Annotated in this window: 17 protein-coding genes; 6 read left to right on the top strand and 11 right to left on the bottom strand. The window is 61.3% G+C overall.

What is annotated here, in order from left to right:
- Positions 1-103: 103 nt before the first annotated feature.
- Together AB8C10_RS04605 and AB8C10_RS04600 are read right to left on the bottom strand one after the other, a co-directional pair.
- Positions 104-2,137: an FCD domain-containing protein gene (locus AB8C10_RS04605; protein ID WP_368866997.1), complete on the bottom strand. Its 2,034-nt coding sequence runs from the start codon at positions 2,135-2,137 to the stop codon at positions 104-106.
- 90 nt (positions 2,138-2,227) lie between these two features.
- The gene (locus tag AB8C10_RS04600; RefSeq protein WP_368866996.1) at positions 2,228-3,508 is read right to left on the bottom strand and encodes a metalloregulator ArsR/SmtB family transcription factor; all 1,281 of its coding nucleotides are present in this window, start codon (positions 3,506-3,508) and stop codon (positions 2,228-2,230) included.
- A 411-nt stretch (positions 3,509-3,919) separates the two neighbouring features.
- Here AB8C10_RS04600 and AB8C10_RS04595 point away from each other — a divergent pair, with 411 nt between their 5' ends.
- Both AB8C10_RS04595 and AB8C10_RS04590 read left to right on the top strand, forming a co-directional pair.
- Complete coding sequence (locus tag AB8C10_RS04595) at positions 3,920-5,545, top strand: TrkH family potassium uptake protein (RefSeq protein WP_368866995.1); 1,626 nt, start codon at positions 3,920-3,922, stop codon at positions 5,543-5,545.
- On the top strand, positions 5,538-6,200 hold the full coding sequence (locus tag AB8C10_RS04590; protein ID WP_005504725.1) for a potassium channel family protein: 663 nt from the start codon (positions 5,538-5,540) through the stop codon (positions 6,198-6,200). Before AB8C10_RS04595 ends, AB8C10_RS04590 begins: the two co-directional genes overlap by 8 nt.
- A gap of 193 nt (positions 6,201-6,393) precedes the next feature.
- On the opposite strand, the gene proC is transcribed toward AB8C10_RS04590, so the two are convergent.
- Positions 6,394-7,239: a pyrroline-5-carboxylate reductase gene (gene proC, locus AB8C10_RS04585; RefSeq protein ID WP_368866994.1), complete on the bottom strand. Its 846-nt coding sequence runs from the start codon at positions 7,237-7,239 to the stop codon at positions 6,394-6,396.
- Between the two features lie 331 nt (positions 7,240-7,570).
- Between proC and AB8C10_RS04580 the strand changes: the two genes are divergently transcribed.
- A complete protein-coding gene (locus AB8C10_RS04580; protein ID WP_368866993.1) occupies positions 7,571-8,968 on the top strand; it encodes a chloride channel protein in 1,398 nt (465 codons plus the stop codon).
- Between the two features lie 76 nt (positions 8,969-9,044).
- Here AB8C10_RS04580 and AB8C10_RS04575 read toward each other — a convergent pair whose 3' ends face one another.
- The 5 genes from AB8C10_RS04575 to AB8C10_RS04555 form a co-directional block, all read right to left on the bottom strand.
- The gene (locus AB8C10_RS04575; protein ID WP_368866992.1) at positions 9,045-9,593 is read right to left on the bottom strand and encodes a DUF6609 family protein; all 549 of its coding nucleotides are present in this window, start codon (positions 9,591-9,593) and stop codon (positions 9,045-9,047) included.
- A gap of 431 nt (positions 9,594-10,024) precedes the next feature.
- On the bottom strand, positions 10,025-11,113 hold the full coding sequence (locus tag AB8C10_RS04570; RefSeq protein ID WP_368866991.1) for a hypothetical protein: 1,089 nt from the start codon (positions 11,111-11,113) through the stop codon (positions 10,025-10,027).
- Between the two features lie 213 nt (positions 11,114-11,326).
- The gene (locus tag AB8C10_RS04565; protein WP_368866990.1) at positions 11,327-12,298 is read right to left on the bottom strand and encodes a Ppx/GppA phosphatase family protein; all 972 of its coding nucleotides are present in this window, start codon (positions 12,296-12,298) and stop codon (positions 11,327-11,329) included.
- 247 nt (positions 12,299-12,545) lie between these two features.
- Positions 12,546-15,362, bottom strand: coding sequence for a type I DNA topoisomerase (topA, locus tag AB8C10_RS04560; protein ID WP_368866989.1), 2,817 nt, complete (start codon positions 15,360-15,362; stop codon positions 12,546-12,548).
- A 220-nt stretch (positions 15,363-15,582) separates the two neighbouring features.
- Positions 15,583-16,041: a pyridoxamine 5'-phosphate oxidase family protein gene (locus AB8C10_RS04555; protein WP_012902941.1), complete on the bottom strand. Its 459-nt coding sequence runs from the start codon at positions 16,039-16,041 to the stop codon at positions 15,583-15,585.
- A gap of 182 nt (positions 16,042-16,223) precedes the next feature.
- On the opposite strand from AB8C10_RS04555, the gene AB8C10_RS04550 reads away from it, so the two are divergent.
- Both AB8C10_RS04550 and AB8C10_RS04545 read left to right on the top strand, forming a co-directional pair.
- Positions 16,224-17,975 (top strand): DUF7059 domain-containing protein, encoded by a 1,752-nt coding sequence (locus AB8C10_RS04550; protein WP_368866988.1) that lies wholly within the window; start codon positions 16,224-16,226, stop codon positions 17,973-17,975.
- Between the two features lie 2 nt (positions 17,976-17,977).
- Positions 17,978-18,481, top strand: coding sequence for a pyrimidine dimer DNA glycosylase/endonuclease V (locus tag AB8C10_RS04545; protein WP_368866987.1), 504 nt, complete (start codon positions 17,978-17,980; stop codon positions 18,479-18,481).
- A gap of 174 nt (positions 18,482-18,655) precedes the next feature.
- On the opposite strand, the gene AB8C10_RS04540 is transcribed toward AB8C10_RS04545, so the two are convergent.
- From AB8C10_RS04540 to trhO, 3 genes are all read right to left on the bottom strand, one after another.
- Complete coding sequence (locus tag AB8C10_RS04540; protein WP_368866986.1) at positions 18,656-19,744, bottom strand: LLM class flavin-dependent oxidoreductase; 1,089 nt, start codon at positions 19,742-19,744, stop codon at positions 18,656-18,658.
- A gap of 240 nt (positions 19,745-19,984) precedes the next feature.
- Positions 19,985-20,482 (bottom strand): GyrI-like domain-containing protein, encoded by a 498-nt coding sequence (locus tag AB8C10_RS04535; RefSeq protein ID WP_368866985.1) that lies wholly within the window; start codon positions 20,480-20,482, stop codon positions 19,985-19,987.
- Positions 20,482-21,393, bottom strand: coding sequence for an oxygen-dependent tRNA uridine(34) hydroxylase TrhO (trhO, locus tag AB8C10_RS04530; protein WP_368866984.1), 912 nt, complete (start codon positions 21,391-21,393; stop codon positions 20,482-20,484). The genes AB8C10_RS04535 and trhO overlap by 1 nt, the downstream gene beginning before the upstream one ends.
- 211 nt (positions 21,394-21,604) lie before the next feature.
- On the opposite strand from trhO, the gene AB8C10_RS04525 reads away from it, so the two are divergent.
- Positions 21,605-24,379, top strand: a complete 2,775-nt coding sequence (locus tag AB8C10_RS04525; protein ID WP_368866983.1) for a DEAD/DEAH box helicase — start codon at positions 21,605-21,607, stop codon at positions 24,377-24,379.
- Positions 24,380-24,463: the final 84 nt, after the last annotated feature.

The following is a 24,463-nucleotide window of genomic DNA, read 5'->3' as shown; positions in this document are numbered from 1 at the left end:
TTCACCATTCGAGAGCGGCTTTTCAGGAGTTTTTCCCTGAATTTCCGCTTTTCCCACGGGTATATCCGGGGTATCTCGGGGCCAAAATGGGGATTCAGTAACCCTAGCGGCGCTTCTTCTTCGACTTCTTCGAGCCCTTAGAACGACCCTTCGACAGTGCCGAACCAGAGGAGGCTGCAGAACCTTCGGGGCCACTCTTATCAGCCTGAGAAGTTGCCTCTGCCGGTTCCTCCGCCGATTCCTGCGCGGGCTCAGAAGCCTCGTGTTCCTCAGCTACAGAAGCCTCAGACTCTTCGGCAAATTCGTCAGCGGCGCTCTCCTCAGCAGTCTCTTCCTCAGCCGCCGCGTGCAGCGCCTTCAAACGCTCAGCACGCTCAGCCTCAGCACGAGCCAGCGCCTCCTCGTCAATGACGGGCTGCTTAGGCTGGGATTCGGGCTTCGGTTCAGCCTTCGCAGCCTGTTCCTTTTTAGCGCTCTCCTGGGGTTCATCGTGCTCAGGCTCGTACACATCCACGCCAAAGAAACGCTTCATCTTCGAGAAGATGCCGCGGCGCTCCTGCACCGGCTCCTCATGAGGAAGCTTCTCGTAAGTGTCGTGGATGGTCGCTGCCGCCTCAAGACGGGTAGGCTCAGCAGGTTGAACGGCAGGCTCCTCCTGGCGCGCCGGGGCACGCAGAACCTTCTCAGCCGACTCAGGTTCCGCAGGCGCCGCAACAGCCGCAGGACGCGCGGTACGGGCAGGCGCAGTCAGCACCTGGCTACGGTCCACCGGCTTAATGATGGTCGCACGCACCGGAGAAACAATCTGACCGCTACGGCGACGCGGAGCCGCCGTGGAGGCGCGCAGAACCTTCGCGGGGCCCTCAGCTTCTTCCTGCGCGTACGCGGCAGGAACGCTCGGCAGCTGACCGCTGGGAGTCTGCGAATTGAGGGTCTGGGTGCCAGATACCGGAGCCGCAGAAGCAGCCGGGGTAGCCTGAGTAGACGGGTTGAAGCCGCGCGGGGTGCCGAAGCTCAGCGGCACATCCGCGCTCACCGAATGAGCAGCGGGAGCTACAGCAGGTACGGGTTGAGAGGGTGCGGGAACAGGCTGTTCTGCCTTGTCAGAAGCTTCAGAGGCAGAAGCAACCTCGGCAGGCTCATCAGCCGAAACGCGCTCAGCAGGCGCCTCAGAAACGGTCTCCTCAATGTAGACGATATCGCCCTCAGGTACCGTGTACTCCACGGCAGAAGACTGCGCAGAAGCCTGAACAGGCTCAGCCGCAGGCTCCACAGAGGCGGGTGCCGCAACAGGTGCATCCGCGGCGGGCAGAGCCTCCGCATCAGCGAAAGACGGGTCGTCCTGCAGCAAATCGTCAAAGTCATCTGCGGCGAACTCATCCACATCCACCGGCGCAAACTCAGACGCAATCGGCTCACCCGGCAGACCATTCGCCGAGGTTGCCTCCTGCTCCAGGTCAATACCGGCATCAGAATACATGCCGCGCAACTGGCCAATCACCATGGCGCGAGCAGTCGCAGCGTCACCAGCCTTCAGCGCCTCCGCAATAGCGCGGCTCTCAGCACGCAGACGCTCCACGGCGCTGCTCCACAGCGGCATGCGGCCCACCAGGGAGAGCATCGACTCGAAGCTCGGCTGACGCACGGATGCCAGAAGGCCGACCAGTAGCTCGTTGCCGGCGCAGCGCATCACCTGGTGGTGGAAGCTCAGCAGCAGCTCCAGGAAATCGCGGATGGACAGGTCGAAGTCTTCCATCTGGGCGAGGACTTCATCCATCTCGGCAAAGGACGCGGTCTTCGGGTCAATACGCGCAATCGCCCAGCTTTCCAGCAGAATACGGGTCTGCACCAGGTCACGAGTCGGGTAACGCGAGCTGGACATGTGCAGGCGCAGAGCGGCACTCGCAGCGGCGGCAGGCTCATCGCTCAGGTGCACCAGAATCTCCTTGCCGCGGCCGTTGTACAGCTGCACCAGGTCCATATCTTCCAGGGTGCGCAGAGCCTCGCGGGTGCGGGAACGACCCACACCAATAGCGCGCGCAATTTCGCTATCGTTGGGCAGGTCCTGACCCAGCTGAATATTGCCCTCGAACAATTCGTTCTCAAGCCAGCGCAGAATTTTACGATGAATAGCCACGTGAATGCGTCTTTCGGTCAATAAGGTGAGTGAGAGTGTGTGTGCTTTATACAGAGTTATGCCGGAGGTCGAACGGCGTCAGGGCGCGCCTTAGCGGCGGCGGCCACGCAGGAAGCCGAAGAGACCACCGCGGTGGTTATCCTTCGCCTCGGCACTGGTCGTCTCAGTGCTGGGGCGGTACACCGAATCGTAGGCGGGCATAGTCTGGTACTCGGTCTCCTCAGAGGAAGTATCAGACTTGCTTTCAGCCTTGTCAGACTCTTCTACAGCGACCTTCTCGGGGGCAGATTCTTCAACTGCAGGCTTCTCGGTAGCTACGGTTTCTTCAACCGAGGTCTTCTCCTCAGCCTTTTCCGCAGGCTTTTCGTCGACCGTCTTCTCAGCCACAGCAGGCTCCTCGGCAGCAGGAGCTTCGGGGGTCACGGCGATAGGCTGAATCGAACCGCCCACAACCGCAGCCGGGTCAATACCGTAAGACACAGCGGCAGGCTGAGCAATCACCACAGGCTTCTCAGCCACAGCGGGCTTAGCCTCGGCAGGCTTCACCTCAGCGGGGGTAGCGGGCTGAGCGGAGGTTGCCGACGCCGCGGGGGTAGCACCCACATCGTAGCCGTAGGATGCGGGAGTAAAGGGGCGCATCGGGGTGCTGTCCACAGCCTCTTCAGCCGCTGCAGACTCAGTAGCAGGCTGAACCTTCTCGACAGCCGATTCGGAGGTGGCGGTTTCAGAAGCATGCTCCGCGGGGCGCGAGTAGATGCGCGCGCTCGGGGTCAGGTACTGGGCGCGGGCACGCTGAATGCGAGCCTGCTCAATTTCCTCAGCGGAGGGAGCTTCGACAGTGAGAGTCTCAGAGCCGGTCGCCTCGGCAGAAGAGGGCTCCGCGACCTTCTTCTCGGTCTCAGCGGTGGGCTTCTCAGCAACAACCTTCTCGGAGGTAGTCTCAGCTACCTTTTCGGCGGGCTTCTCAGGTGCCGCTACCGCAGGCTTTTCTGCAACCTCTGCGGTCTTCACCGCAACCTTCTCGGAAGTCTTATCCGCAGCCTTGTTATCGGCGGGCGCGGTAGCACCACCGGGCAGTGCCACAGGTGCGTGCGCCTCGTTGGACTGGCGTGCAATCTGAACGGTCTCGTTAATCCACTCGGTGACGGTGGCGAATACATCCGGGTTCAGGGAGTAGAGGCGACGCTGCCCCTCCACGGTCACGGAGACCACATCTGCATCACGAAGGACTTTCAGGTGCTTCGAAATGGTCGGCTGGCTCATGCCCAGCTTTTCGACCACAGCACCCACCGTGTGGGTTTGCTCAGCGAGAATACGCACAATTCGGCGGCGAGTCGGATCCGCGATGACAGAAAAAACATCAGAATGCATATAGCGATTATGACATATAAAGAGGCACCTCAAGCTTAGAATGAGGCTGATACGAAAATTACCTTCAAAAATTCTGAACGAAGCCTGAGCACTAGCTCAAGACGAAGCATTGAAGGGGATAAAAGCATGAAGTGTCCGTCACATTAGATGGCATATAGCTGTATCGCGTCATGAGCATATGCCAGCATTTCAGCCCGCCACTGCGTATATTCCTTAAAGAGCATATAGGCTTTGCTGTGGTCCACACGAAAAACCACCCACCCACCTTTACCAAGCTCACATTTTGAGCGTCCAGCTATCAACGCCCTACCCCCTTTCAAGGCACCCGGCGCGATACACTAGAAGGCGTCAAAACAGGCATAAATCCGCCGCCCAACACACCAACACCCAGACACCCGCTGAAGGAGGCGCATGGGACGCATACTCCGCCGCACCCGGCGCCGACACCACCATCCCCAGGGCCAGCTCAACCGCCGCTGGGACACCCTCAGCGGTGCCACCTCCGAACCCCAAAAGCAGCAGGTCCGCCGTAGTCGCCGCGACCGCCTCGAAGCGGAGAACCTGAGCATTCTCACGAGCGTGCCCGGTATTGATCTCGACCGCCTGCCCACCCTGCGCGACCACGCCCACGAGGACTCTGAGGCTCAGCGTAAGCGTGCGCCCATAGGCTTCAACCTGCAGACCCTCGAACGGTTCCGCGACTTCATTGACGTGACCGTACTTGCCTCCCCGTCACGCACCGCAATCACGGCGTTCTTCCTGGTCATCACTTTCTTTACCATCATGCTGTCGCTGCCCATCTCCTCCGCAGATGGACAGGCGGTCGCGCTTCACCACGCGGTCTTCACCTCCAGTAGTGCGGTGACCGTGACCGGTCTAACCACCGTCTCCACCGCAAATCAGTGGTCCACGTTCGGTCAAGCAATGATTCTGGTGGCATGCCAGGTGGGTGGTCTGGGTACTCTGACGATTACTTCGCTGCTGGCGTTGGCTATCGGCCGCAAAATGGGTCTGCGCACCAAGCTCATCGCGCAGGAGGACCTGAACATCAGCAGGCTCGGCGAGGTCGGTGGCATTGTCAAGGCTGTGGCGTATACGTCCTTCTCCATTGAAGCGCTCATCGCGATGCTTCTGACCCCGCGCTTCCTCGCGCTCGGCGAAGCACCGCACGAGGCGCTATGGCACGGCATTTTCTACTCCATCTCGGCGTTCAACAATGCCGGATTCACCCCGCACTCGGACGGCATCGTGCCTTACGGTCACGACCTTTTCCTGCTCGTGCCCATCTGCATTGCCGTGTTCTTGGGTTCGCTCGGTTTCCCCGTGTTCATTGCGATTCAGCGCAACCCCTTCCGCCCCTCACGCTGGCAGCTGACCGCCAAGCTGACTGTAGTGACCACCCTCTTCTTCTTCGGATTTGGTGCGTTTTTCTGGGGTATTTTCGAGTGGAACAACCCCGCCACCATCGGTGATTACTCCGCAGGTGACAAGGTTCTGAACGCCATTTTTGCCTCCGTGATGATGCGTTCGGGCGGCTTTAACCTGGTCGACATGAGCAGCATTACCCCCGTCTCCACGCTACTGACGGACATGCTCATGTTCATTGGCGGCGGCTCCGGCTCGACCGCGGGTGGCGTGAAGGTCACGACCATCGCCGTGATTGCCCTGTCCATTCTTGCCGAGGCGCGCGGTGACCAGAAGGTCGTCGCGTTCAACCGCACCATCCCCGAATCCTCCCTGCGCATCGCTATCTCCGTGATTGTTATGGGTGCTACCGTGGTAGGTGTTGGCGCCGCGTCAATTCTGATTATTAGCGGCGCGGACCTCAAGGAAGTCATTTTCGAGGTCATCTCCGCCTTCGCGACCTGCGGCCTCTCGAATGGTCTCTCCTCCAGCCTGCCACCGGCGGGTATCTACGTGCTCAGCGGCCTGATGCTCATCGGCCGTGTGGGCACCACAACCGCCGCAACCGGCCTGGCGCTGCGTTCACGCCGCCGCCTCTACAAGTTCCCCGAAGAAAGGCCCACCATTGGCTAGTGCACATAACGCCCCCGTCCTCGTGATTGGTTTGGGCCGCTTCGGCTCCGCGGTCGCCGCCCAGCTACGCCTGCAGAATAAGGAGGTTCTCGCCATTGAGAAGGACCCCGAGCTGGTGCAGAAGTGGTCCGGCGTGCTGACGCACGTGGTCTCCGCCGACGCGACCGATATCGACACCCTGCACCAGTTGGGTGCGGACGATTTCGGCTCCGCCGTGGTGGGTGTGGGCACCTCCGTGGAGGCATCCGTGCTAATTACCGCGAACCTCGTGGACATTGGTGTGGAGCGTATCTGGGCGAAGGCTATTACCCCCGCGCACGGCAAGATTCTGGAGCGTATTGGCGCGCACCACGTGGTCTACCCGGAGGCGGACGCCGGCCGCCGCGCCGCGCACCTGGTCTCGGGTCGACTGCTGGACTACATCGAGTTTGATGACGACTTCGCGATTGCGAAGATGCGCCCGCCGAAGGAAACCCACGGCTTTACCCTCGCGGAGTCGGATATTCGCTCCAAGTACGGTGTGTCCGTGGTCGGTATTAAGTCCCCCGGTGAGGACTTCACCTACGCGGACGCCACCACCCGCATTCACTCGCGTGACATTCTGATTGTGTCCGGTCAGGTGGATTTGATCGAGCGTTTTGCGGCGCGACCCTAAGCGCGTTTTTCCTCGCTGCAGCGGTTATCTTCCCCAGCTCTGCTGGTTTTGAGGAGCCCGCGCTGTGCGGCACGCGTTTGAACATAAGCGTTAAATAGAAAAACAGCCTCTTCCCGTTCTGCAGGGAGGAGGCTGTTTTTCTGTAGTTTCACCTAGCAGTTTTACCCAATCGAGGCGGCGCTACCGAACGGTATTAGTCCTCGTCAGCGGTGTACAGCTTGCTCATTTCCGCAGAGCGTGCTGCGCAGGCACGCATCGCGTCCTCGGTCAGCTGGAAGAGGCCGCCGTCCACGAAGGTGTTCAGCGCACGCTCGGTGGTGCCGTTCGGGCTAGTCACGGCGCGGCGCAGGGCGGGCGCATCCGGGTTGGTGTCGAGCAGGAAGCCCGCACCCGCAACGGTTGCGCTGGCAAGCTTGAGGGCGGTGTCTGCATCCAGGCCGAGCTTCTCGCCGGCGGCTGCCATCGCCTCCGCGAGCAGGAACGCGTATGCCGGGCCCGAGCCGGAGACGGCGGTGACCGCATCCATCTGATCTTCGCGAACCTCAACGACCAGACCGACGGTGCCCAGAACCTCTTCGACGAGCTTCTTCTGCTCCTCCTTCACGGTGTCGGTGGTGGAGATGGCGAGCACACCCTTGCCCACGGAGGAGGGGGTGTTCGGCATGCAGCGGACAATGGGCTGACCTGCGGGAAGGCAAGCTTCGAGGGTTTCGAGGGTCACGCCAGCAGCAACGGACACCACGACGGCGTTCGGGGCGAGGGCGGGTGCGATATCGCGGGCGAGCTCGACGATGCCGTAGGGCTTCACACCGAGCAGCACAACGTCCGCGTGGGCGGTTGCCTTGTGGTTGCCGTCAGCTTCGCCGCCGGTGGTGATGATTTCTACCTGGTCACCGAGGCGCTTGGCGAGGGCGGCGCGGGATTCTTCGCTACGCACGGTGGCGCGGATGTGGGCGGGGTCGTGGCCTGCGGCGAGCAGACCTGCGGCGATGGAGCCGTTCATGGAGCCGGTGCCGAGAAAAGCAATAGTTGCGGTCATCGTTGATCCTTCCGTGTGGGGTGCCTGCGCCCGGCGGCTACTTTGCACGGTGTGCGGCGGGCGCGTGGAGGCGTACCCTTCCAGCATAGCGGGTACGGCGGTGGGCATGTGACCTGGCTCGTGTTTCATGTGCTTTTCTGCGCGTGCTTTTGCTGGGGTACGTACTCTGGGGCGCCTTCCCCTCTGTGCCGCGTCGCCTCTCAATCTTTGGCACACCGCTGAGCCGTAAAAAGTGCGGGCGTAGAATTAAATTGGCTTTGTTTGCCCGGTTTTCACCGAGTATGGAGCCTCCACACATCAGGCAGCACGCAACACATTACGGCCTCAATCTATGTCTTCTCATCCCCATTCACCCACGAATAGCCCGCAGAAGCCTGCGGGCTCCCGTTCCTTTTCGTTTCGCCTCCTGCTGGGGCTGACCCTTGCCGCGCTGGTCACGGGTGTGCTCAGCGGCTTGGGCGCGATTGCCTTGCACTACGTTCTGGACTTTATGCAGGAGCTCACGTTTGGCCATTCGGAGGGCCACCACCCGATGGTGACCGACGGTGCCGATCCGGCGCGTCGTGCGCTGGTGCTGGCGGCTCTGGGCCCGTTTGTGGCGATGGTTTGGTATTACCTGCAGTCGGGCGGGCGGCGCGTGGTGAGCGTGAAGGCGCAGATTGCGGGCGCTACCGAGGAGGACCTTAAGCCGTCGCTGTGGCGACAGATTTCGCATTCCGTGATTCAGATTGTTGCGGTGGGTGCGGGCTCCCCCGTGGGCAAGGAGGTCGCGCCGCGTGAGCTGGGCGCCCTGGCCGCGGGCCGTTGCGCGCGCCTACTGGAGCGCGTGAGCGGCACTCGCCCGGATGGTTCGCCGCTGCTGGGTGATCGTGAGCGTCGCCTGCTGGTGGCGGCGGGTGCGGCGTCCGGCCTGGCGGCGGTGTATCAGGTGCCGATTGGTGGCCTGGTGTACCTCATCGAGGCGATGGCCGCGGGTCTGAGCCTGTGGTCGCTGTATGTGGGTGCGGTGACGGTGTGGACGGCGACGGTCACGGCGAATCTGGTGATTTCGAGTGCGCCGACGTACCCGGTGCCGCAGCTTCCGCTGGATGCGACGACGCTGACGGTCGCGGCGTTGACGGGTGTGGTGTTGGCTCCGCTGGCGTTGGGTTTTAGGGCTCTGTCGCAGCGTGCGGAGAAGATTAAGGCGAAGGATCGTTCTCTTCTGTGGCGTATTCCGGTGGCGTTTGTGCTGGTCGCGGTGGTTTCGCTGTGGCTTCCGGAGATCCTGGGTAACGGTCGTCTGCTAACTCAGCACACGTTTAATGCGTCGCTGGATGCGGCGGCGGGCGGCCTGACCGCGGCTGCGGCCTGGTACGTGGTGGCCCTGTGCGTGGCGAAGGCCGCCGTGGTGCTGTTGAGCCTGCGTTCGGGTTCGTACGGCGGTACGCTGACGCCTGGTTTGGCGTTGGGTGCGGCGGCCGCGTTTAGCGTGGCGGCGCTGGTGCTGTGGGCGTTCCCGGGTTTGGGCGGGGTGCCGGGTGGCGCATCGATGGTGCTGTATGCGGCGGCGCTGACGGGTACGGCGGCGTTTCTGGGCATTTCGATGAATGCGCCACTGTCTGCGCTGACCCTGCTGATTGGTTTTACGGGTCAGGGTGCGAGTGCATGGCTGCCGATGGCGGTTGCGGTGGGCGCGGCGGTTCTGACGCGCTGGGCGTGGACGCGAGTGTTTAGCGCCAAGAAGTAGCTTTCAGAAATAGGGGGCGGCCCCGGATGCGTGTGCGTCCGGGGCCGTTCTTGTTTTGGGATGCCGAAGAGCTGCCTTAAATTTGCTTTGACGGCTTTGAAAGGAATAGCAGATAGATTCCGAAGATGAGCTTAATCGCCGCGTCGATATATGCGATTACCCCCAACGGAATGTTGGTAAAAATATATCCCGCAAACACGTTGATGGCACAGATAAGACCCAGGTATATCATTGACTTTCCATGCACAAAATAGTATGGGAAGAAATGCAGCGCGGTTGCCATCAGCGCTCCCAGCCAAATCAGTCTCCAATTTTCAGTTGCGAAGAATGGGCCGCCCAGCAAAACCATTAAAACGAATAATAGAATAACGGCGCGCGAAGATACTTTCTTTTGAAATTCGCTCGAAGGGCCATCGGATAGTCTATTCAGCACCTTCTTGTTCATGTTGATTGAGAAAAAGCTGACAACGTATCCAATGCTGAATACCTGCATGTTTATTATTTGCTTTCCTCCGACCAACGTGGCTAGTGCTATAACTGCCGCCACTACAATTAGCCACAACCCGCAGGCCTTCTTATAGTTAAATTCTAACTTTTCGTCTTTGTTATAGCCTAGAATAGCCATTGATACCTCCAATAGTCCCTCGTGAGATTATTTCTCTTGTTGCGCTACTAAATTTTATTGTGAACAAAATCTGCCTTGCATTAATATGCTCCAACCCTTCTGCTTGCCAATTACCTCCTCTGAAATTGTATCAAGATGGCGATAAAATCCCCCTAAGAAACGAGGGGTCTGCCCCGGATGCATGCGCGTCCAAGGCCGTTCTTGTTTTACCGTGCTGTGCCGAAAAATTGTGCCATAGATTAGCGTCTTTGGTCGTAGTTAAAAACCATGGCAGAAGACGCCAAACCATGGCACAAATTCTAGAGGAGGTTACAGCTGCCCAATGACGAGAAGCCACATGTGTTTCCAGAAGCCACTTATGACGTGGCTGTTCGAAACACATGTGGCTTCTCATCTTCACCCTCGCGGATGCTTGGGTTACTTAGAATAAATCAGTTCTTACCTTCAGATTCAAGCTCTACAGGTTCCTCGCCTTCCATACCTAAAGCGGATTCATCCTGAGCTGATAATTCTTCATTTACAGGGTTCTCTACACCACTTTCAAATACCTCAGGGCGATATGATCCATACACTCCCCATTTGCCATACTTAAACCGACTAATGAGGCGCAAAATCCAATAAACTGGGAAGAAATAACAGATAAACAGAATAACTGGAACAACGAAGCGCAATCTTGGATTTCCCTGAAGCGAAAATCCTGGATAATATATCCAGTCACGATACTCACTCTTTAAATAGGCGAGGCGTACTCGACGCTTATTTGGAATATACATTGAAAATGAGTCAATAGTTTCTGTCCCATTTACTTTAGCTTCTGCACTACGTAGTCGAATAAAGTAATATTCGGCATCAATTTCACCAGATTCTGCTACATAAAGAGGTAAAATAATACTAAATATATATCCGACAATCAAAATCAAAAGCATATCAGCAAAAAAGTTTTGCCTGCTTAATGGATGCAAAATATATTCAATAAGCGTCACAAAAATCAACGCGGTCATAAGAATAGCAAATATATTTTCAACTATTTTGACAGGCATAGATTTGAACCAAGGCCACAAAGCTAAGAAATCAATTTTTTTAGCTGTTGACATTGCGTGTGGAATATTTAAAATTCGCTTCTGAGCACGAATGTCTGGACAAGCGGAAAGAACCTTCCGCTCCCAGGTTGCACGCTTAAGAGCTTCCTGCCGCGAAGATTCAATATCCTGATACTCTTCTGAGTTATCCTCAAATTTACATGCATCCGAGGTCTTTGCAAATTCCTTATACCGCTCAGAGACTTCAAGCCATTCTTTGTATCGAGTTAACTCAGGGGGCGTTCCTTGTTTGGAGAGCTCCATCTGCTGTGTTGTTTTACGAACAGTCAGGACAACACCAGTAATCGCTATAAGTGCTGCGATAACCGTTGCACCAGCAGCAACCAGCGCTTTGCCAATTTCCTGGTCATGAGTCCAATGCCAGTAGTAGTCCCCACCCACCTCGGCGACTACGACATTAGCTAAATATAGTAAGTTCATGGTTTATTACTCATTCCTTTCCGACAACTTTGTTGGTGGATAAACTTCCTAGACAGCCGCGTTTTACATCGTTGTGCAGCTGTCCGTGTTCAGATTATCACGAAATGATAAAGAACATCATTAACCCACCGCACGAAAAACCCCGCAGGCCGGTGCCCATTACGCACCAGCCTGCGGGGTTCACCTGCGGCTATTCGCCACGTCACGCACCGGTTACGCGCCCAGGAGGGTCTTCGGGTTGACCGGAGTACCCGTACCCTCCGCCAGATGCTCAATACGCTTAAGGATCAGACCCTCACGTAGCGCCCACGGGCACACGCGCATCGTCTCAATACCGAACGCCTCCATCGCCGCCTCCGCCGCGATAGCGCCCGCCAGCATCTGCTCCGCACGCGCCTTCGAAACACCCGGCAGGTCAGCACGTTCAGAGACGGTCATCGCCTCCATGCGACGAGTCCACAGGCGCAAATCCTGTAGGTGCATCTCACGCTTCACGTGCGGGCCCGCCGAATACGGCGCCGCACCACAAATACGCGCCAACGAACGGAACGTCTTCGACGTACCCACCGTCATATCCGGCGCACCATACTTCAGCAAGTTCTCCGCGACCGGGGCGATCTGCTCACGCACATACTTACGCAGACGCTTCACCTGCTTCGGCTTCGGCGGCTGCACATCAAAAAACTCACGGGTCAGGCGGCCCGCGCCCAGCGGCACGCTCATCGCCGCATCCGGCAAGGCGTTCGTACCCGTCGAAAACTCAAAAGAGCCGCCACCAATATCAAAATCAAGGATGCGGCCCGCACCCCAACCCTGCCAGCGGCGCACCGCAAAGTACGTAATCGCCGCCTCCTGGTCACCCGAAATACCGTTCAGGCTCACGCCGGTCTGCTCACGCACCTGCTGCAGCACCGCCGAGCCGTTACCCGCCTCGCGGATAGCGCTCGTGGAGAACGCCAGCAGATCCTCCGCCTCATTCTCGATAGCGAAGTCGCGGGCGCTGGTTACGAAGCGGGTTAGCGCGTCCGCACCCTCCTGCGAGATATTACCCTCAGCGTCGAGGTACTGCACGAGTTGCAGCGGAATCTTGTGGGACGCGTACGGTTCGGGGCGCGCTCCCGGGCTACCGTCAATCAGCAGCAGGTGGACCGTATTCGACCCGACATCCAGAACTCCCAGGCGCACGATGCGCTCCCCTCCCCCGCCCCGCGGCGGGATACTATCTGTGTGCGGTACCGCAGGTGCGGCGCCTCTCCCAGTCTGTCAGAGGCGCGGCTCACTCCGCAAACAATCCGGGCAGATGCCCAGCATCAGCACAGCGCAAGTATAAAAGCGCACCGGGCGCACATTCTCCGGGCACACCAAAGGCGCAGGAGGCGCCCCTCCCCCACGCGGGGGTTCGGGACGCGTCCTGCGCCTTCAGGTAGAAACGCTACTCGGCGGTCTTCTTTGCCGCGGTCTTACGAGTGGTCGTCTTCTTCGCGGTAGTAGACTTCGCCGCGGTCTTACGAGTCGTAGTCTTCTTGGCGGTAGTGGTCTTCTTCGCGGCGGTCTTACGCTTGACCGGGCCCTTCGCACGCTTGTCGGCAAGCAGCTGCACCGCACGCTCGTGGGTCAGCGACTCGACCGACTCCGCACGCGGAACCGTAATGTTCGTAATACCGTCGGTGATGTACGGGCCAAAGCGGCCGTCCTTCACCACGATCTTCTTCTCGCTGACCGGGTCCACGCCCAGCTCAGCCAGCGGGGGCTTAGCCGCCGCACGACCGCGCTGCTTCGGCTGGGAGTAAATCTCCAGTGCCTGCTCCAGCGTAATCGTGAAGATCTCGTCCTCGCTGCCAATCGAACGGGAGTCCGTGCCCTTCTTCAGGTACGGGCCAAAGCGGCCGTTCTGCACGGTAATCTCCACGCCCTCAGCGTCGGTACCGAGCACGCGCGGCAGGCTCATCAGCTGCAGCGCCTGCTCGAGGGTCACGGTCGCCAGGTCCATGGACTTGAACAGGGACGCGGTGCGCGGCTTGGCGGGCTTCGGCTTCTTCTTCGGCTTGGGCTTGCCGTTCTTGTAGTACTCAGTCGGCTGCGCGTCCAGGTACGCCTGAATCTGCTCCTCGGTCATCTCCTCGATAACCTCAGTGACGTAGGGGCCGTAGCGGCCGTCGCGTGCCACAATCTGGTTGCCGGAAACCGGGTCAACGCCGAGCACACGGCCGTCGGATTTGCCCTGTTCGAGCAGTTCGCGTGCCTTCGCTTCGGTCAGTTCGTCCGGAGCCAGGTCGGCGGGTACGTTCGCGCGGACCGGTTCGGTCAGCTCGCCGGTCTCGGTGTCGAGGGCGCCTTCAGCTTCCAGGTAGGGGCCGAACTTGCCCACGCGCAGCACGATGCCGTCCGCAATCGGGATGGAGTTGATGCTGCGGGCGTCAATCTCGCCGAGGTTGTCGACGATGGGCTTCAGGCCGCGCTTGGAACCGCCGCCGAAGTAGAACTCGCCCAGCCACTCGACGCGGGATTCCTCGCCGCGCGCGATGCGGTCGAGGTCCTCTTCCATCTGCGCAGTGAACTCGTAGTTCACGTAGGGGCCGAAGCTGGATTCGAGCAGGCGCACCACCGAGAACGCGGTCCAGGACGGAATCAGCGAACCAGAACGAACGTTCACGTATCCGCGGTCCATGATGGTCGAAATAACCGCCGCGTAGGTGGACGGGCGGCCAATGCCCAGCTCGTCCAGGGTCTTCACGAGGGACGCCTCGGTGTAGCGCGGGGGCGGCAGGGTCTCGTGGCCGGCGGGCTCAATCGCCTCGGCGGTCAGTGCCTCGCCGGTGGTCAGGTTCGGCAGGCGCTTCTCAGCGTCCTTCGCCTCACGCTCAGCCACGCGGGATGCGTCAACGCCCTCCTCGTAGGCGGCGAGGAAGCCGCGGAAGGTGATGACGGTACCGGATGCAGCGAACTCAGCGTCCTGGCCGTTGGACGCCACGGCACCCAGGCGCACGGAGGCGGTGGAACCGGTCGCGTCAGCCATCTGGGAGGCGACGGTACGCTTCCAGATCAGCTCGTAGAGTCGGAACTCGTCGTTGGACAGGGCGCCGCGCACAGCGTCCGGGGTGCGGAAGGTGTCACCCGCGGGACGGATTGCTTCGTGTGCCTCCTGAGCGTTCTTGCTTTTGGAGGTATACACGCGCGGTGCGGAGGGCACGAACTCGGCGCCGTACAGCTCGGATGCCTGACGGCGTGCGGCGGAGATAGCCTGCTCGCTCAGCGCCACCGAGTCGGTACGCATGTAGGTGATGTAACCGTTTTCGTAGAGGCGCTGCGCCACCTGCATGGTCACGCGGGAGGAGAAACGCAGCTTACGTGCGGCTTCCTGCTGCAGGGTGGAGGTGGTGAACGGCGCTGCCGGGCGGCGCTTGTACGGCTTGGTCTCAACGGAACGTACCGAGAACGCGGCGGACTGCAGGGCTGCGGCGAGCGCACGGGCGGCTTCCTCGTTCAGGTGGGTGACCTTGGAGGAGTTGAGGGTGCCGTCGTCGGCGAAGTCCTTGCCGGTGGCGATACGCTGACCGTCTACGGCGACCAGCTTGGCGTCGAAGCCTTCGGAGGCCGCGGTCAGGAAGCGTCCGGACAGGTCCCAGTAGTTGGCGGCGACGAATGCCATGCGTTCACGTTCGCGCTCGACCACGAGGCGGGTTGCGACGGACTGCACGCGACCTGCGGAGAGGCCACGGCCGACCTTACGCCAAAGCACGGGGGAGATTTCGTAACCGTAGATTCGGTCGAGGATGCGGCGGGTTTCCTGCGCGTCGACCAGGTGCAGGTCGATGTCGCGCAGTTCGCCGAAGGCACGCTGAATGGCTTCCCGGGTGATTTCGGGGAAGGTCATGCGGTAGACGGGTACCTTGGGCTTGAGGACTTCCTTCAGGTGCCATGCAATGGCTTCACCTTCGCGGTCACCATCGGTTGCCAGGTAAAGCGCATCTACTTCTTTGAGCTTGCGCTTGAGTTCGGCGACCTTTTTCTTCTTGTCGGGGTTGACCACGTAGTAGGGTTCGAAGTTCTCTTCAACGTTGACAGCGAACTTGCCGACGGGGCTCTTCTTGAGGTTTTCGGGCAGTTCGGAGGGCTGCGGAAGGTCGCGGATATGGCCCATGGACGAGTCGACAAGGTAGTCCTCGCCGAGGTAGCTGCTGATGGTTTTGACCTTGGAGGGAGACTCCACAATCAGCAGGGCTTTTCCGTTCTTTGCCTGAGCGGGCACGGCACTCCTCTATCTGTGTGTTGAAAAGCTACGTATTCAACCATAACCTACGCTGGCGCTTGTGGGCGCCGACTGGTTGTGGTGTACGCGGGTGCGACGGTCGGTGGGGGTGAGTATTTTTGTTGAGTCTGCACGAGTGCGCAGGGTACTCGGTACATCATACGGTACCGAGGAGATGGTGTGTGCACGAGGTGTGTGCGGTACCCGCGAACCGGCGCCTCTAGCTGGTGAGGGTATCCGAGTCGGGGTGGGTGCCGTCCAGGTAGGCGGGTAGCAACGGGTATTCGCGACCGTACACGGTCTGCGGCACGATGCGCACCCACTGCATTTCGTGGGTTTCGGAGTCGGGCAGGTCGAAGGTGCGCACAATCTGCGGGGTCATTTCCGGCGGCAGCCAGTGCGCAATACCGACCACGATGACGGAGCGGATACCGTCTTCGAGGGTCTCATCAATCTCGAAGGCGACGCGGCGGCTGACCACCACGGAGGAGAACTTATTACCGCGGGTGGTGCGAATGTAGATTTCCTGGGTGTCACCCTGGTGGGCGACGGCGTAGAGCACGGGCAGCACATCGACGTGCTGTCCGTCAGTGAGGATGAGGCGGCCGAGAGTGTTCGCGTGCAGGCGCTCCCAGCACTTGTCGACGCTGATGCTTTCATCGGGGTACAGGTTACTCATGGTTTCAGTGTATGCGATGGGGTGGGCACTCTTGCGCAGATGACGGTTTTGGTCAGTGGGTGGGTCAGAGCTGGAAAGCACATGTAGCGGTGCGGCGCGCTCGGGCAGTTGTATAAGGCAGCTGGGCAGGGCGGGCCGTTAGGTAGGGCGGCAGGGTGCAGCGGGTGCGTAGAATGGTGTGCATGACTATTTCTGCCGCCTCTTTTGCTCCCGAGTACGCCGCCGTTGCGGATGCTCCCCGCAGCGATGATTACGCCCGCCTGACCCGCATCCGTGAACGCCTGCTGGCGTTGAGCTACAGCTATGACGCTGTGCAGGAGCTGCTGGGTGTTGAGGCGGCTGAGGCGATGGCTCGTGACCAGGTGGTTCCGGGCCTGTGGCGTGTTGAGCACGTTCTGCGCGGCGAGTACAGCGCGGGTGAGAAGAACCTGGCACGTCTGCTGGCGTTTTTCCTGCTGGCTCGCCCGCTCACCGAGGCGGAGGCAGCCAAGGTTTTCGCAGATACCCTGCAGGATTTTGCGGACGCCGCACTGATTGAGCGCGATGCGGCAGATTCTACCCGCTGGACCGCGAGCGTTGACCTGCGCCCGCACGCTGCCGATGACGGCACCGAAATCTTTGTTGCCGCCGACCTGGGCGCGCATCAGCGCCCCGGCGTGCTCCGTAAGGATCACGTGCTCGGCATCGGTCACGCATCCCTGACTCTGGCGCAGATCACCGAGCGCACCCCCGTCAAGCGTGCCCTGGATGTGGGCACCGGCTGCGGTATTCAGACCTTCCACCTGCTCGCCCACGCCGAGCATGTGACCGCCACCGACATTTCGGAGCGTGCCCTGGCGTTCACCCGTTTTAACCTGCTGCTGAACGCGCAGACGCTCAATATTGACCCGCAGAACCCGCAGGCGCGCGTGAGCCTGCGTGAGGGTTCCCTGCTGGAGCCGGTCACCGGTGAGCTTTTCGATCTGGTGGTGTCGAACCCGCCGTTCGTGATTACCCCGCGCGTTGCCGGCGAGAGCGCCGAGGAGCAGTTCACCTACCGTGACGGCGGCCTGCCCGGTGACGAAATTGTGAGCACGATGGTGCGTCAGCTGCCGTCGGTGCTGGTGCCCGGTGGCCGCGCGCAGATGCTGGGTAACTGGGAGATTATTCGCGATTCCGAGGACCCGGAAGCACCCCGCCCGTGGGATGAGCGTCCGCGTGCCTGGGTTGCCGACGGCGGCGCGGAGGCGTGGTTCATTCAGCGTGAGGCGCTGACCCCCGCCTCCTACGCGGAGACCTGGCTGAAGGATGCGAGCGAGAACCGCGACCGCAGCCACTACGAGCAGACCTACGTGGCGTACCTGAACGACTTCGCTTCCCGGAACGTTCATTCTATTGGTTTCGGCATGATTTGGCTGCGCCGCCCGAGCGAATCCACCGTGGCAGGCGTGACCGAGCCCCTGCAGCGTTTCGAGGAGATTACCTACCCGATTCAGCAGCCCATCGCCCGCGCCCTCACCGAGTCCGTGCGCCGCTACGACCGCCTCGCCGCCATGGACGATGAGGCGCTCCTCACAGCGCACCTAGAGATCGCTGAGGACGTCACCGAGGAACGCCACGGCCGCCCCGGCGCCGAGCACCCCAGCGTCATTTTGCTGCGTGCCGGTTCGGGTCTGTGCCGCACCCAGCTACTTTCCACGGAGACCGCGGGCTTTGCGTCGGCGAGCGATGGTGAGCTTGCCGTGGGTCAGATTGTGGCGGCTCTTGCCATGCTGCTGTCCTGGCCCGAATACGACGAGGCGGCAGCCGCCGCGCGCGGTACGCAGGAGCAGCATCCGCGCGATACCCTGCTGCACGCGGTGCGTGAGCTGGTGCTCAAGAGCTTCCTGCACTTTAGCGACGAGCACGCGGGCGCAGAATCGACTGCCGCAAACACGGCAGAAGAGCAGGGCTAAGCGTGCGCATTTGGTCCCTTCACCCTTCCCTGCTCGATCGTCGCGCCCTGGTCGCCTGCTGGCGTGAAACTCTGCTGGCGCAGAAGGTTCTGCGGGGTTTGACTCGCGGGTACACGAACCATCCGCAGCTGATTCGTTTTCGTGCGCATCCGCAGCCTCTGGAGGCGGTTGCCGCCTACCTGTCCGGGCTGGCAGATGAGGCGGATGCCCGCGGCTATTCTTTCAACCGCGCGCTGATTGGTGCGGGCGAAGGTAGTACAAGTGAACACGGCGCTGACAAGGCGGAGAACCCGTACGCTTCGGTTGCGCCGATTCCTGTTCCTCTCGGTCAGCTGGAGTACGAGCTCGCCTTCCTGCAGCACAAGGTGGCTGGGCGTGACCCCGAGTGGGAGCACCAATTGAGCGAGCGCCTCGCCGCGCGCGGCGAGTTGGCGGCGTGCGCGCATCCGCTGTTTGAGGTGGTTCCGGGCGCTATTGAGCCTTGGGAAAAGACGAAGGACTTCTAGGCAGAGGAATTTCTAAAGATTCCGAGCACAGTAATGCCCCGGCGGTAACCCTTGCGGGTGCCTGCCGGGGCATTGCTGTATGTACGGCTCAAGCTGTATGGGAACAAGCATCTCAGCGCATCATAGAGCGCCGGGAACAGCTTGGCTCAGGTTTTTACTTGGCGGCCAGCATCTTTACTTGGTGGTCAGCGCGGGCTTGATCTCCTTGACGATGGCGTCAAGCATCTTCAGGTTGAAGTCCACACCCAGCTGGTTCGGGATAGTCAGCAGCACGGTGTCTGCCGCCTGAACCGCCTCATCACGGGCGAGCTCTTCGGCAATATCCGCCGGGTCACCAATGTAGCTACGACCAAAGCGGGAGAAGGCGTTATCGATAATGCCGGTGTAGTCCTGAGAGTCCTCCGCGGCGCGACGACCGAAGTAGCGTGCCGAAGTTTCGTCGATAATGGGCAGCACCGAGCGGGAGACCGAAACACGCGGAATACCCGAGTTGCCCGCCTTCACCCATTCGGAGCGGAAGAGGCGAATCTGCTGAGCCTGCTGCTGGTCGAAGGGAATGCCCTTATCTTCCAGCATCAGGGTTGAGGACATGAGGTTCAGGCCCTTCTGCGCGGTCCACACGGCGGTGCTATCGGTGCCCGCGCCCCACCAGATGCGGTCGCGCAGGCCCGGCGACTGCGGCTGAATCGGGGCGTACTTGCCCGCCACGCGAGCGCTGGGCGCCATGCCCTCACCCTCAATTGCCTTGAGGAAAATGTCGAGGTGGCGGCGCGCCATATCGCCCTCGTTTTCACCCTCTGCCGGGTAGTAGCCGAAGCTCTCAAAGCCGCGAATAACAGATTCGGGCGAGCCGCGGGAGACACCGAGCTGCAGTCGCCCCGCCGCGATGAGGTCTGCCATGGCGGCAAGTTCAGCCATGTAGAGCGGGTTTTCGTAGCGCATGTCGATCACGCCGGTGCCCAGCTCGATGCGCTCGGTCTTCGCCGCAATGGCGGAGAGCAGCGGGTAAGGAGTTGCCTGCTGCTGGTCGAAGTGGTGCACACGGAAGAACGCGCCGTCCAGTCCGATATCCTCGGCACCTACCGCCAGGTCGATTGCCTGGTGCAGGGATTCTGCCGCGCTAGGTACGCGGGAGCCGGGAACCTCAGCCCAGTGGCCAAAGGAGAGGAAGCCGAGCTTCTTCTCGTCGCCGCGCATGGGTTCGAGGTGGCTGATGCGGATGGACTCATCGAGCTGCGGGGTGCTGTTGGGGTTGGTGCTCATTGTTTTTCCTTGCTGGGTTGCGCTCGGGCTCTTGTAGTGCCGGGCTGGTGGTTTAAATCTAAACCCAATTACTTTACATGTCAAGTATTTTGTTTTGGAGTGTCACGAAAGCCCCCAACCCACGCTAAAAAGGGCGCAAAAGAGCCCGGCGACACGAACACATCGCGCCACCGGGCTCTTCTATTCAGCTACTAAAACTGCAGTTATAACGGCAGAAACAAACTGCCGAGACAAACTCTATTAGGAACGCTTCGCCAGCGGAACCCACAGCTCCATACGGTAATCAGCCGCCTGCATATCGCCGCGACCGTACACCTCAAGGCCACCCACCGGGCGGTACTGCGGATTCTTCGCGAAGAACGCCTCCTCAAAGCTCGCAAAGCCAGCCGGAATGGACTCCGAAATCGGGCCGGTCACCTCAACCACAGCGTAGGTGCTCGCAGGTAGTTCCAGCACGCCCAGACCAAGCTTCGCCGCGCTTGCCGGCTCCGAGACTAGGAAGCCCGCCGTGTAGCGGACCTGACCCTTCGGGTTCGGCTGAGTGCACACGCCCAGGTACTGGGTCACGTTCAGAACATCCAGCATCGCCGGGGACGCCTTCTGATTCAGCTCATCCCACAGCGAGGAGAAGTCGCCGTCCAGGGGGAACACCTGCGAAACGCCGGCAACGACCATCGCCGGGTGCTCCTCAATGCGAGGTTCAGAAACCTGAACCGCGCCACCCTTAGCGGCTGCCATTAGGCGTTCGCCTTAGCTACTTCGCGGTCCACCGAGCACTCGGGCACGCAGTGGCGCTTCGCGTCATCAGCCGCGCACTCGGGGCAGAGCAGAACCAGCTCGCGGCAGGAGTCTTTGGAGCAGTTCTCGAACTTGTTCGAGGGGGCGCCGCACTGTTCGCACTTGCCGATGGTGACGGTGTCCGGGGTGAACTCCATGTGCATGCGCTTGTCGAAGACGTAGAGCGAGCCTTCCCACAGCGCCTTGTCGCCGTACTTCTCGCCGTAGCGCACGATGCCGCCGTCGATCTGGTAGATCTCCTTGAAGCCGCGGTTCTTCATCAGCGCGGAGAGAATCTCGCAGCGGATACCGCCGGTGCAGTAGGTGACGACCGGCTTGTCCTTGATGTGGTCGTACTTGCCGGACTCGATTTCGCGGATGAAGTCGTGGGTGGTGCGCACGTCGGGAACGATAGCGTTCTTGAACTTGCCGATCTTCGCCTCGAACGCGTTACGGCCGTCGAAGAAGACCACTTCGTCGCCGCGCTCTTCAACAAGCTTGTTGACCTCTTCAGGCTTCAGGTGCACGCCGCCACCAACGACGCCATTCTCGTCCACCTGCAGCTCGTCGGGAGCACCGAAAGCCACAATCTCGTCACGAGCCTTCACGGACAGGCGGGGGAAGTCCTCCGCGCCACCCTCGGACCACTTGAACTCCATGTTCTTGAAGCCGGGGTACTTGCGGGTTTCCTTGGTGTACGCCTTGACCGCGTTAATCTCGCCGCCGAGGGTGCCGTTAATACCGTGCTTGGAAATGAGGATGCGCCCGCGCAGGCCGAGCTTCTCGCAGAGGGCACGCTGCCAGAGCATGACCGCCTGCGGGTCGGCGATGGGGGCGAACTGGTAATACAGAATAATCTTATTTTGAGCCACGAAACTATTTTATCGTCATATACGCCTAAAGCATGCAGATTTTTTGATATGTGCGCGCTGACTACGGGGTCGGCGGGGCTGGGGCGGTGCTGGGGCGGGTTCGGATGCGAGGTTGGGGCAAGTTCAGGGTGCGCGCCCGCGAAGGTTCAGGGCGCGGATTGAGCGCAGCATATGACCGGCGGCAGGTCGGGTTTTACCCCGCCACTCTACAATGGAACCCATGCCGCACAGCACCTCCTCGCAGAACCCCAACCAGCACCCCGAGCAACGCTCCACCCCTCAGTCCGAGCAGGGGCAGTCTGCGGCGCGCCCCAAAACACTGCGCTACCGCGAGCTGCCCGCGAGCGCACAGCAGGTACTGGCGTCCCTGCTTCCGGAGGCGGAACGCACCGGAACCCTACCCGAGCAGGTGACCCATATTCACACCATTGCCGCTAGGGAGGCGAACTACGCGCCGTGGCCGCAGTGGCTGCATCCGCGCGTGGTGGAGGCTTTTGAATCACTCGGTATTGCCGAACCCTACGCCCACCAGGTGCAGGCGGCGAATGCCGCCCACGCGGGTCTTGACGCGGCGCTGGCGGCGAGCGCGGCGCGCTACGGCTGGCAAGCGGGGCGCAGCGAGGCTGAGCGTATTGAGGCTGAGCACGCTGAGGCATCAGCGAAGAGCGCAAGCAGTGGCGGGCACGTGATTGTGGCGACGGGCACCGCCTCGGGCAAGACCCTAAGCTACCTCATGCCCACCCTGGACGCTATCTACCGCGCATCCTGCGGCGAGCCAGTGAGCTCAACTTCCGCGTATTCCGGGGCAGAAAACCTCAATAATAGAGCGAACGTTCTCTACATTTCCCCGGCGAAGGCACTCTCCGCGGACCAGCTCACCGCCCTCACCTCCTACAACCTGCCCGGACTCCACGCGGCAAGCTACGACGGCGACACCCCAACCGGCGAACGCCGCTGGATCCGCGAACACGCCAACTTCATCCTCACCACCCCGGACATGCTCAACTACTCGATTCTGAGCAACCACCGGCAGTGGGCGTCCTTCCTACGCGGGCTGCGCTACGTGGTACTCGACGAGGCGCACAGCTACCGCGGTGTTTTCGGTGCGCACATCGCCAACCTGCTGCGCCGCCTGCGCCGCATCTGCGCGCTCTACCGCACCGTGCCCGTGTTCTACGGCGCTTCGGCGACCAGTTCCAACCCGGTCGAGTCCTTCTCCAAGCTCATTGGCGTGCCGCAGCAGGCGGTCACCGCCGTCACCGAGTCCACCTCCGCGCGCGGTGAAACCACCGTCGCGCTCTGGGAGCCCGAATTCATGCCGCCCAAGGCGCAGGATCAGCTCGCCAAGGGTGCCCGCAGCACCCAGCAGCAGGCGGTTCAGTCGAAGGCTGAGCAGGAAGCACCGCGCCGTGTCTCACCCGTGGAGCAGGGCGCGCAAATGCTCACCGACCTGGTACTTTCTCGCACCCGCTCGTTGGTTTTCGCCGGTTCGCGCCGTAGCGTAGAAATCCTCTCGCAGAAGACCCAACGCTACCTCGACGAGGTGGAGGCGGGCCTCTCCCACCGCGTCGCCGCATACCGCGCCGGGTACACCCCCGAAGAGCGCCGCGGACTCGAACGCAAGCTCCGCAACGGCGAACTGCTCGGCCTGGCGAGCACCTCCGCACTGGAACTGGGCATCGACATCTCCGGACTGGACGCGGTCATCGTGGCGGGCTGGCCGGGTACCCGTGCCTCCTTCATGCAGCGAGTGGGCCGCGCAGGCCGTAGCGGTCAGGATGCGCTCGCCGTGCTCATTGCCGATGACAACCCGCTCGACACCTACCTGGTGCACCACCCGGAGGCGATTTTCGGGCAGGAGGTTGAGGCGACCGTATTCGACCCGACCAACCCGTACGTGCTCTCCCCACAGCTGTGCGCCGCCGCCCAGGAGGCGCCCATCCGCGCCGAAGAGCTGAGCCTGTTCGGGCCGCACACCGCCGCGCTGCTGGACCGCCTTGTACAGCAGGGATACCTGCGTCGCCGCCCGGACGGCTGGTACTGGACGCACGCCGAATCAGCCGCCGACCTGGTCGATATTCGCGGCACCGGCGGCGGACCCTACCAGCTCATCGACGCCGAAGACGGCACCCTGGTTGGCACCATGGACGCCGCGCACGCCATGAGCCAGGGGCACCCCGGCGCAATCTACATTCACCAGAGCGCGCAGTACGTGGTCGAATCTCTCAGCGAGGGCGAGCGCGTGATTCTGCTCAGCCGCGTCTACCCGGACTACTACACGCGCGCCGTTGAGAGCACGGAGGTGCGTATTCTGGCGGAGCGTGCGCGGGTCAGCTACGGTGCACCGGCGGGAATTACTGGACAGGGCGCCGAGGGCGCTGTTCCCGGCGAGCCTGCTCCCGAAGAGTCGGTACCCGAAACCAGCGAGCAGCTCGCCCCGCTCACCATGCACCGCGGGCAGGTTCAGGTCACCGACCAGGTCACCGGCTACCGGCGATTCTCCGTCTACGGCGGCGAATACCTGGGCGAAGAGGCGCAACCCATGCCGCCGGAAGTGCTCATGACCGAGGCGGTCTGGTTCACCTTCGAGCCCAGCTACCTGTTCGGCGCGGGCGTGACCGAAGAGGACGGCCCCGGCACCCTGCACGCCGCCGAGCACGCCGCCATCGGACTGCTGCCGCTCATCGCCACCAGCGACCGCTGGGATTTGGGCGGACTCTCCACGCTGCTTCACGTAGACACCGGCAGGCCCACCATTTTTGTCTACGACGCCGCACCCGGCGGCGCGGGCATTAGCGAGCGCGGCTTCAACGCGGTTGCGCAGTGGCTGAGCGCCACCCTCGAAGCAATCGAAAGCTGCGGATGCGAAAACGGCTGCCCCTCCTGCGTGCACTCACCCAAGTGCGGCAACCGCAACGAGCCGCTCAGCAAGCACGGCGCACGGGCGCTCCTGACGGCGATGCTGAGGAGCATGGCGGAGGCGTAGGACGGGCTGGGGGCGCAGAACGTGCTGGGGCGTAGGGCGGGGCTGGTGGCGCAGGGGCATAGGCTGCGCGGGCTGGGATGACAA

This window comes from Rothia mucilaginosa (genome assembly GCF_964210535.1).
Lineage (GTDB): Bacteria > Actinomycetota > Actinomycetes > Actinomycetales > Micrococcaceae > Rothia > Rothia mucilaginosa_F.
This window is presented reverse-complemented; position numbering and strand designations above follow the sequence as displayed.

Excerpts from the sequence above, each read along its gene's own strand:
- AB8C10_RS04555 (WP_012902941.1), bottom strand. The coding sequence starts at position 16,041 with ATGAGTAACCTGTACCCCGATGAAAGCATCAGCGTCGACAAGTGCTGG.
- AB8C10_RS04570 (WP_368866991.1), bottom strand. The coding sequence starts at position 11,113 with ATGAACTTACTATATTTAGCTAATGTCGTAGTCGCCGAGGTGGGTGGG.
- AB8C10_RS04580 (WP_368866993.1), top strand. The coding sequence starts at position 7,571 with ATGTCTTCTCATCCCCATTCACCCACGAATAGCCCGCAGAAGCCTGCG.
- AB8C10_RS04595 (WP_368866995.1), top strand. The coding sequence starts at position 3,920 with ATGGGACGCATACTCCGCCGCACCCGGCGCCGACACCACCATCCCCAG.
- AB8C10_RS04600 (WP_368866996.1), bottom strand. The coding sequence starts at position 3,508 with ATGCATTCTGATGTTTTTTCTGTCATCGCGGATCCGACTCGCCGCCGA.
- AB8C10_RS04575 (WP_368866992.1), bottom strand. The coding sequence starts at position 9,593 with ATGGCTATTCTAGGCTATAACAAAGACGAAAAGTTAGAATTTAACTAT.
- proC (WP_368866994.1), bottom strand. The coding sequence starts at position 7,239 with ATGACCGCAACTATTGCTTTTCTCGGCACCGGCTCCATGAACGGCTCC.
- AB8C10_RS04525 (WP_368866983.1), top strand. The coding sequence starts at position 21,605 with ATGGAACCCATGCCGCACAGCACCTCCTCGCAGAACCCCAACCAGCAC.
- AB8C10_RS04535 (WP_368866985.1), bottom strand. The coding sequence starts at position 20,482 with ATGGCAGCCGCTAAGGGTGGCGCGGTTCAGGTTTCTGAACCTCGCATT.
- AB8C10_RS04540 (WP_368866986.1), bottom strand. The coding sequence starts at position 19,744 with ATGAGCACCAACCCCAACAGCACCCCGCAGCTCGATGAGTCCATCCGC.
- AB8C10_RS04550 (WP_368866988.1), top strand. The coding sequence starts at position 16,224 with ATGACTATTTCTGCCGCCTCTTTTGCTCCCGAGTACGCCGCCGTTGCG.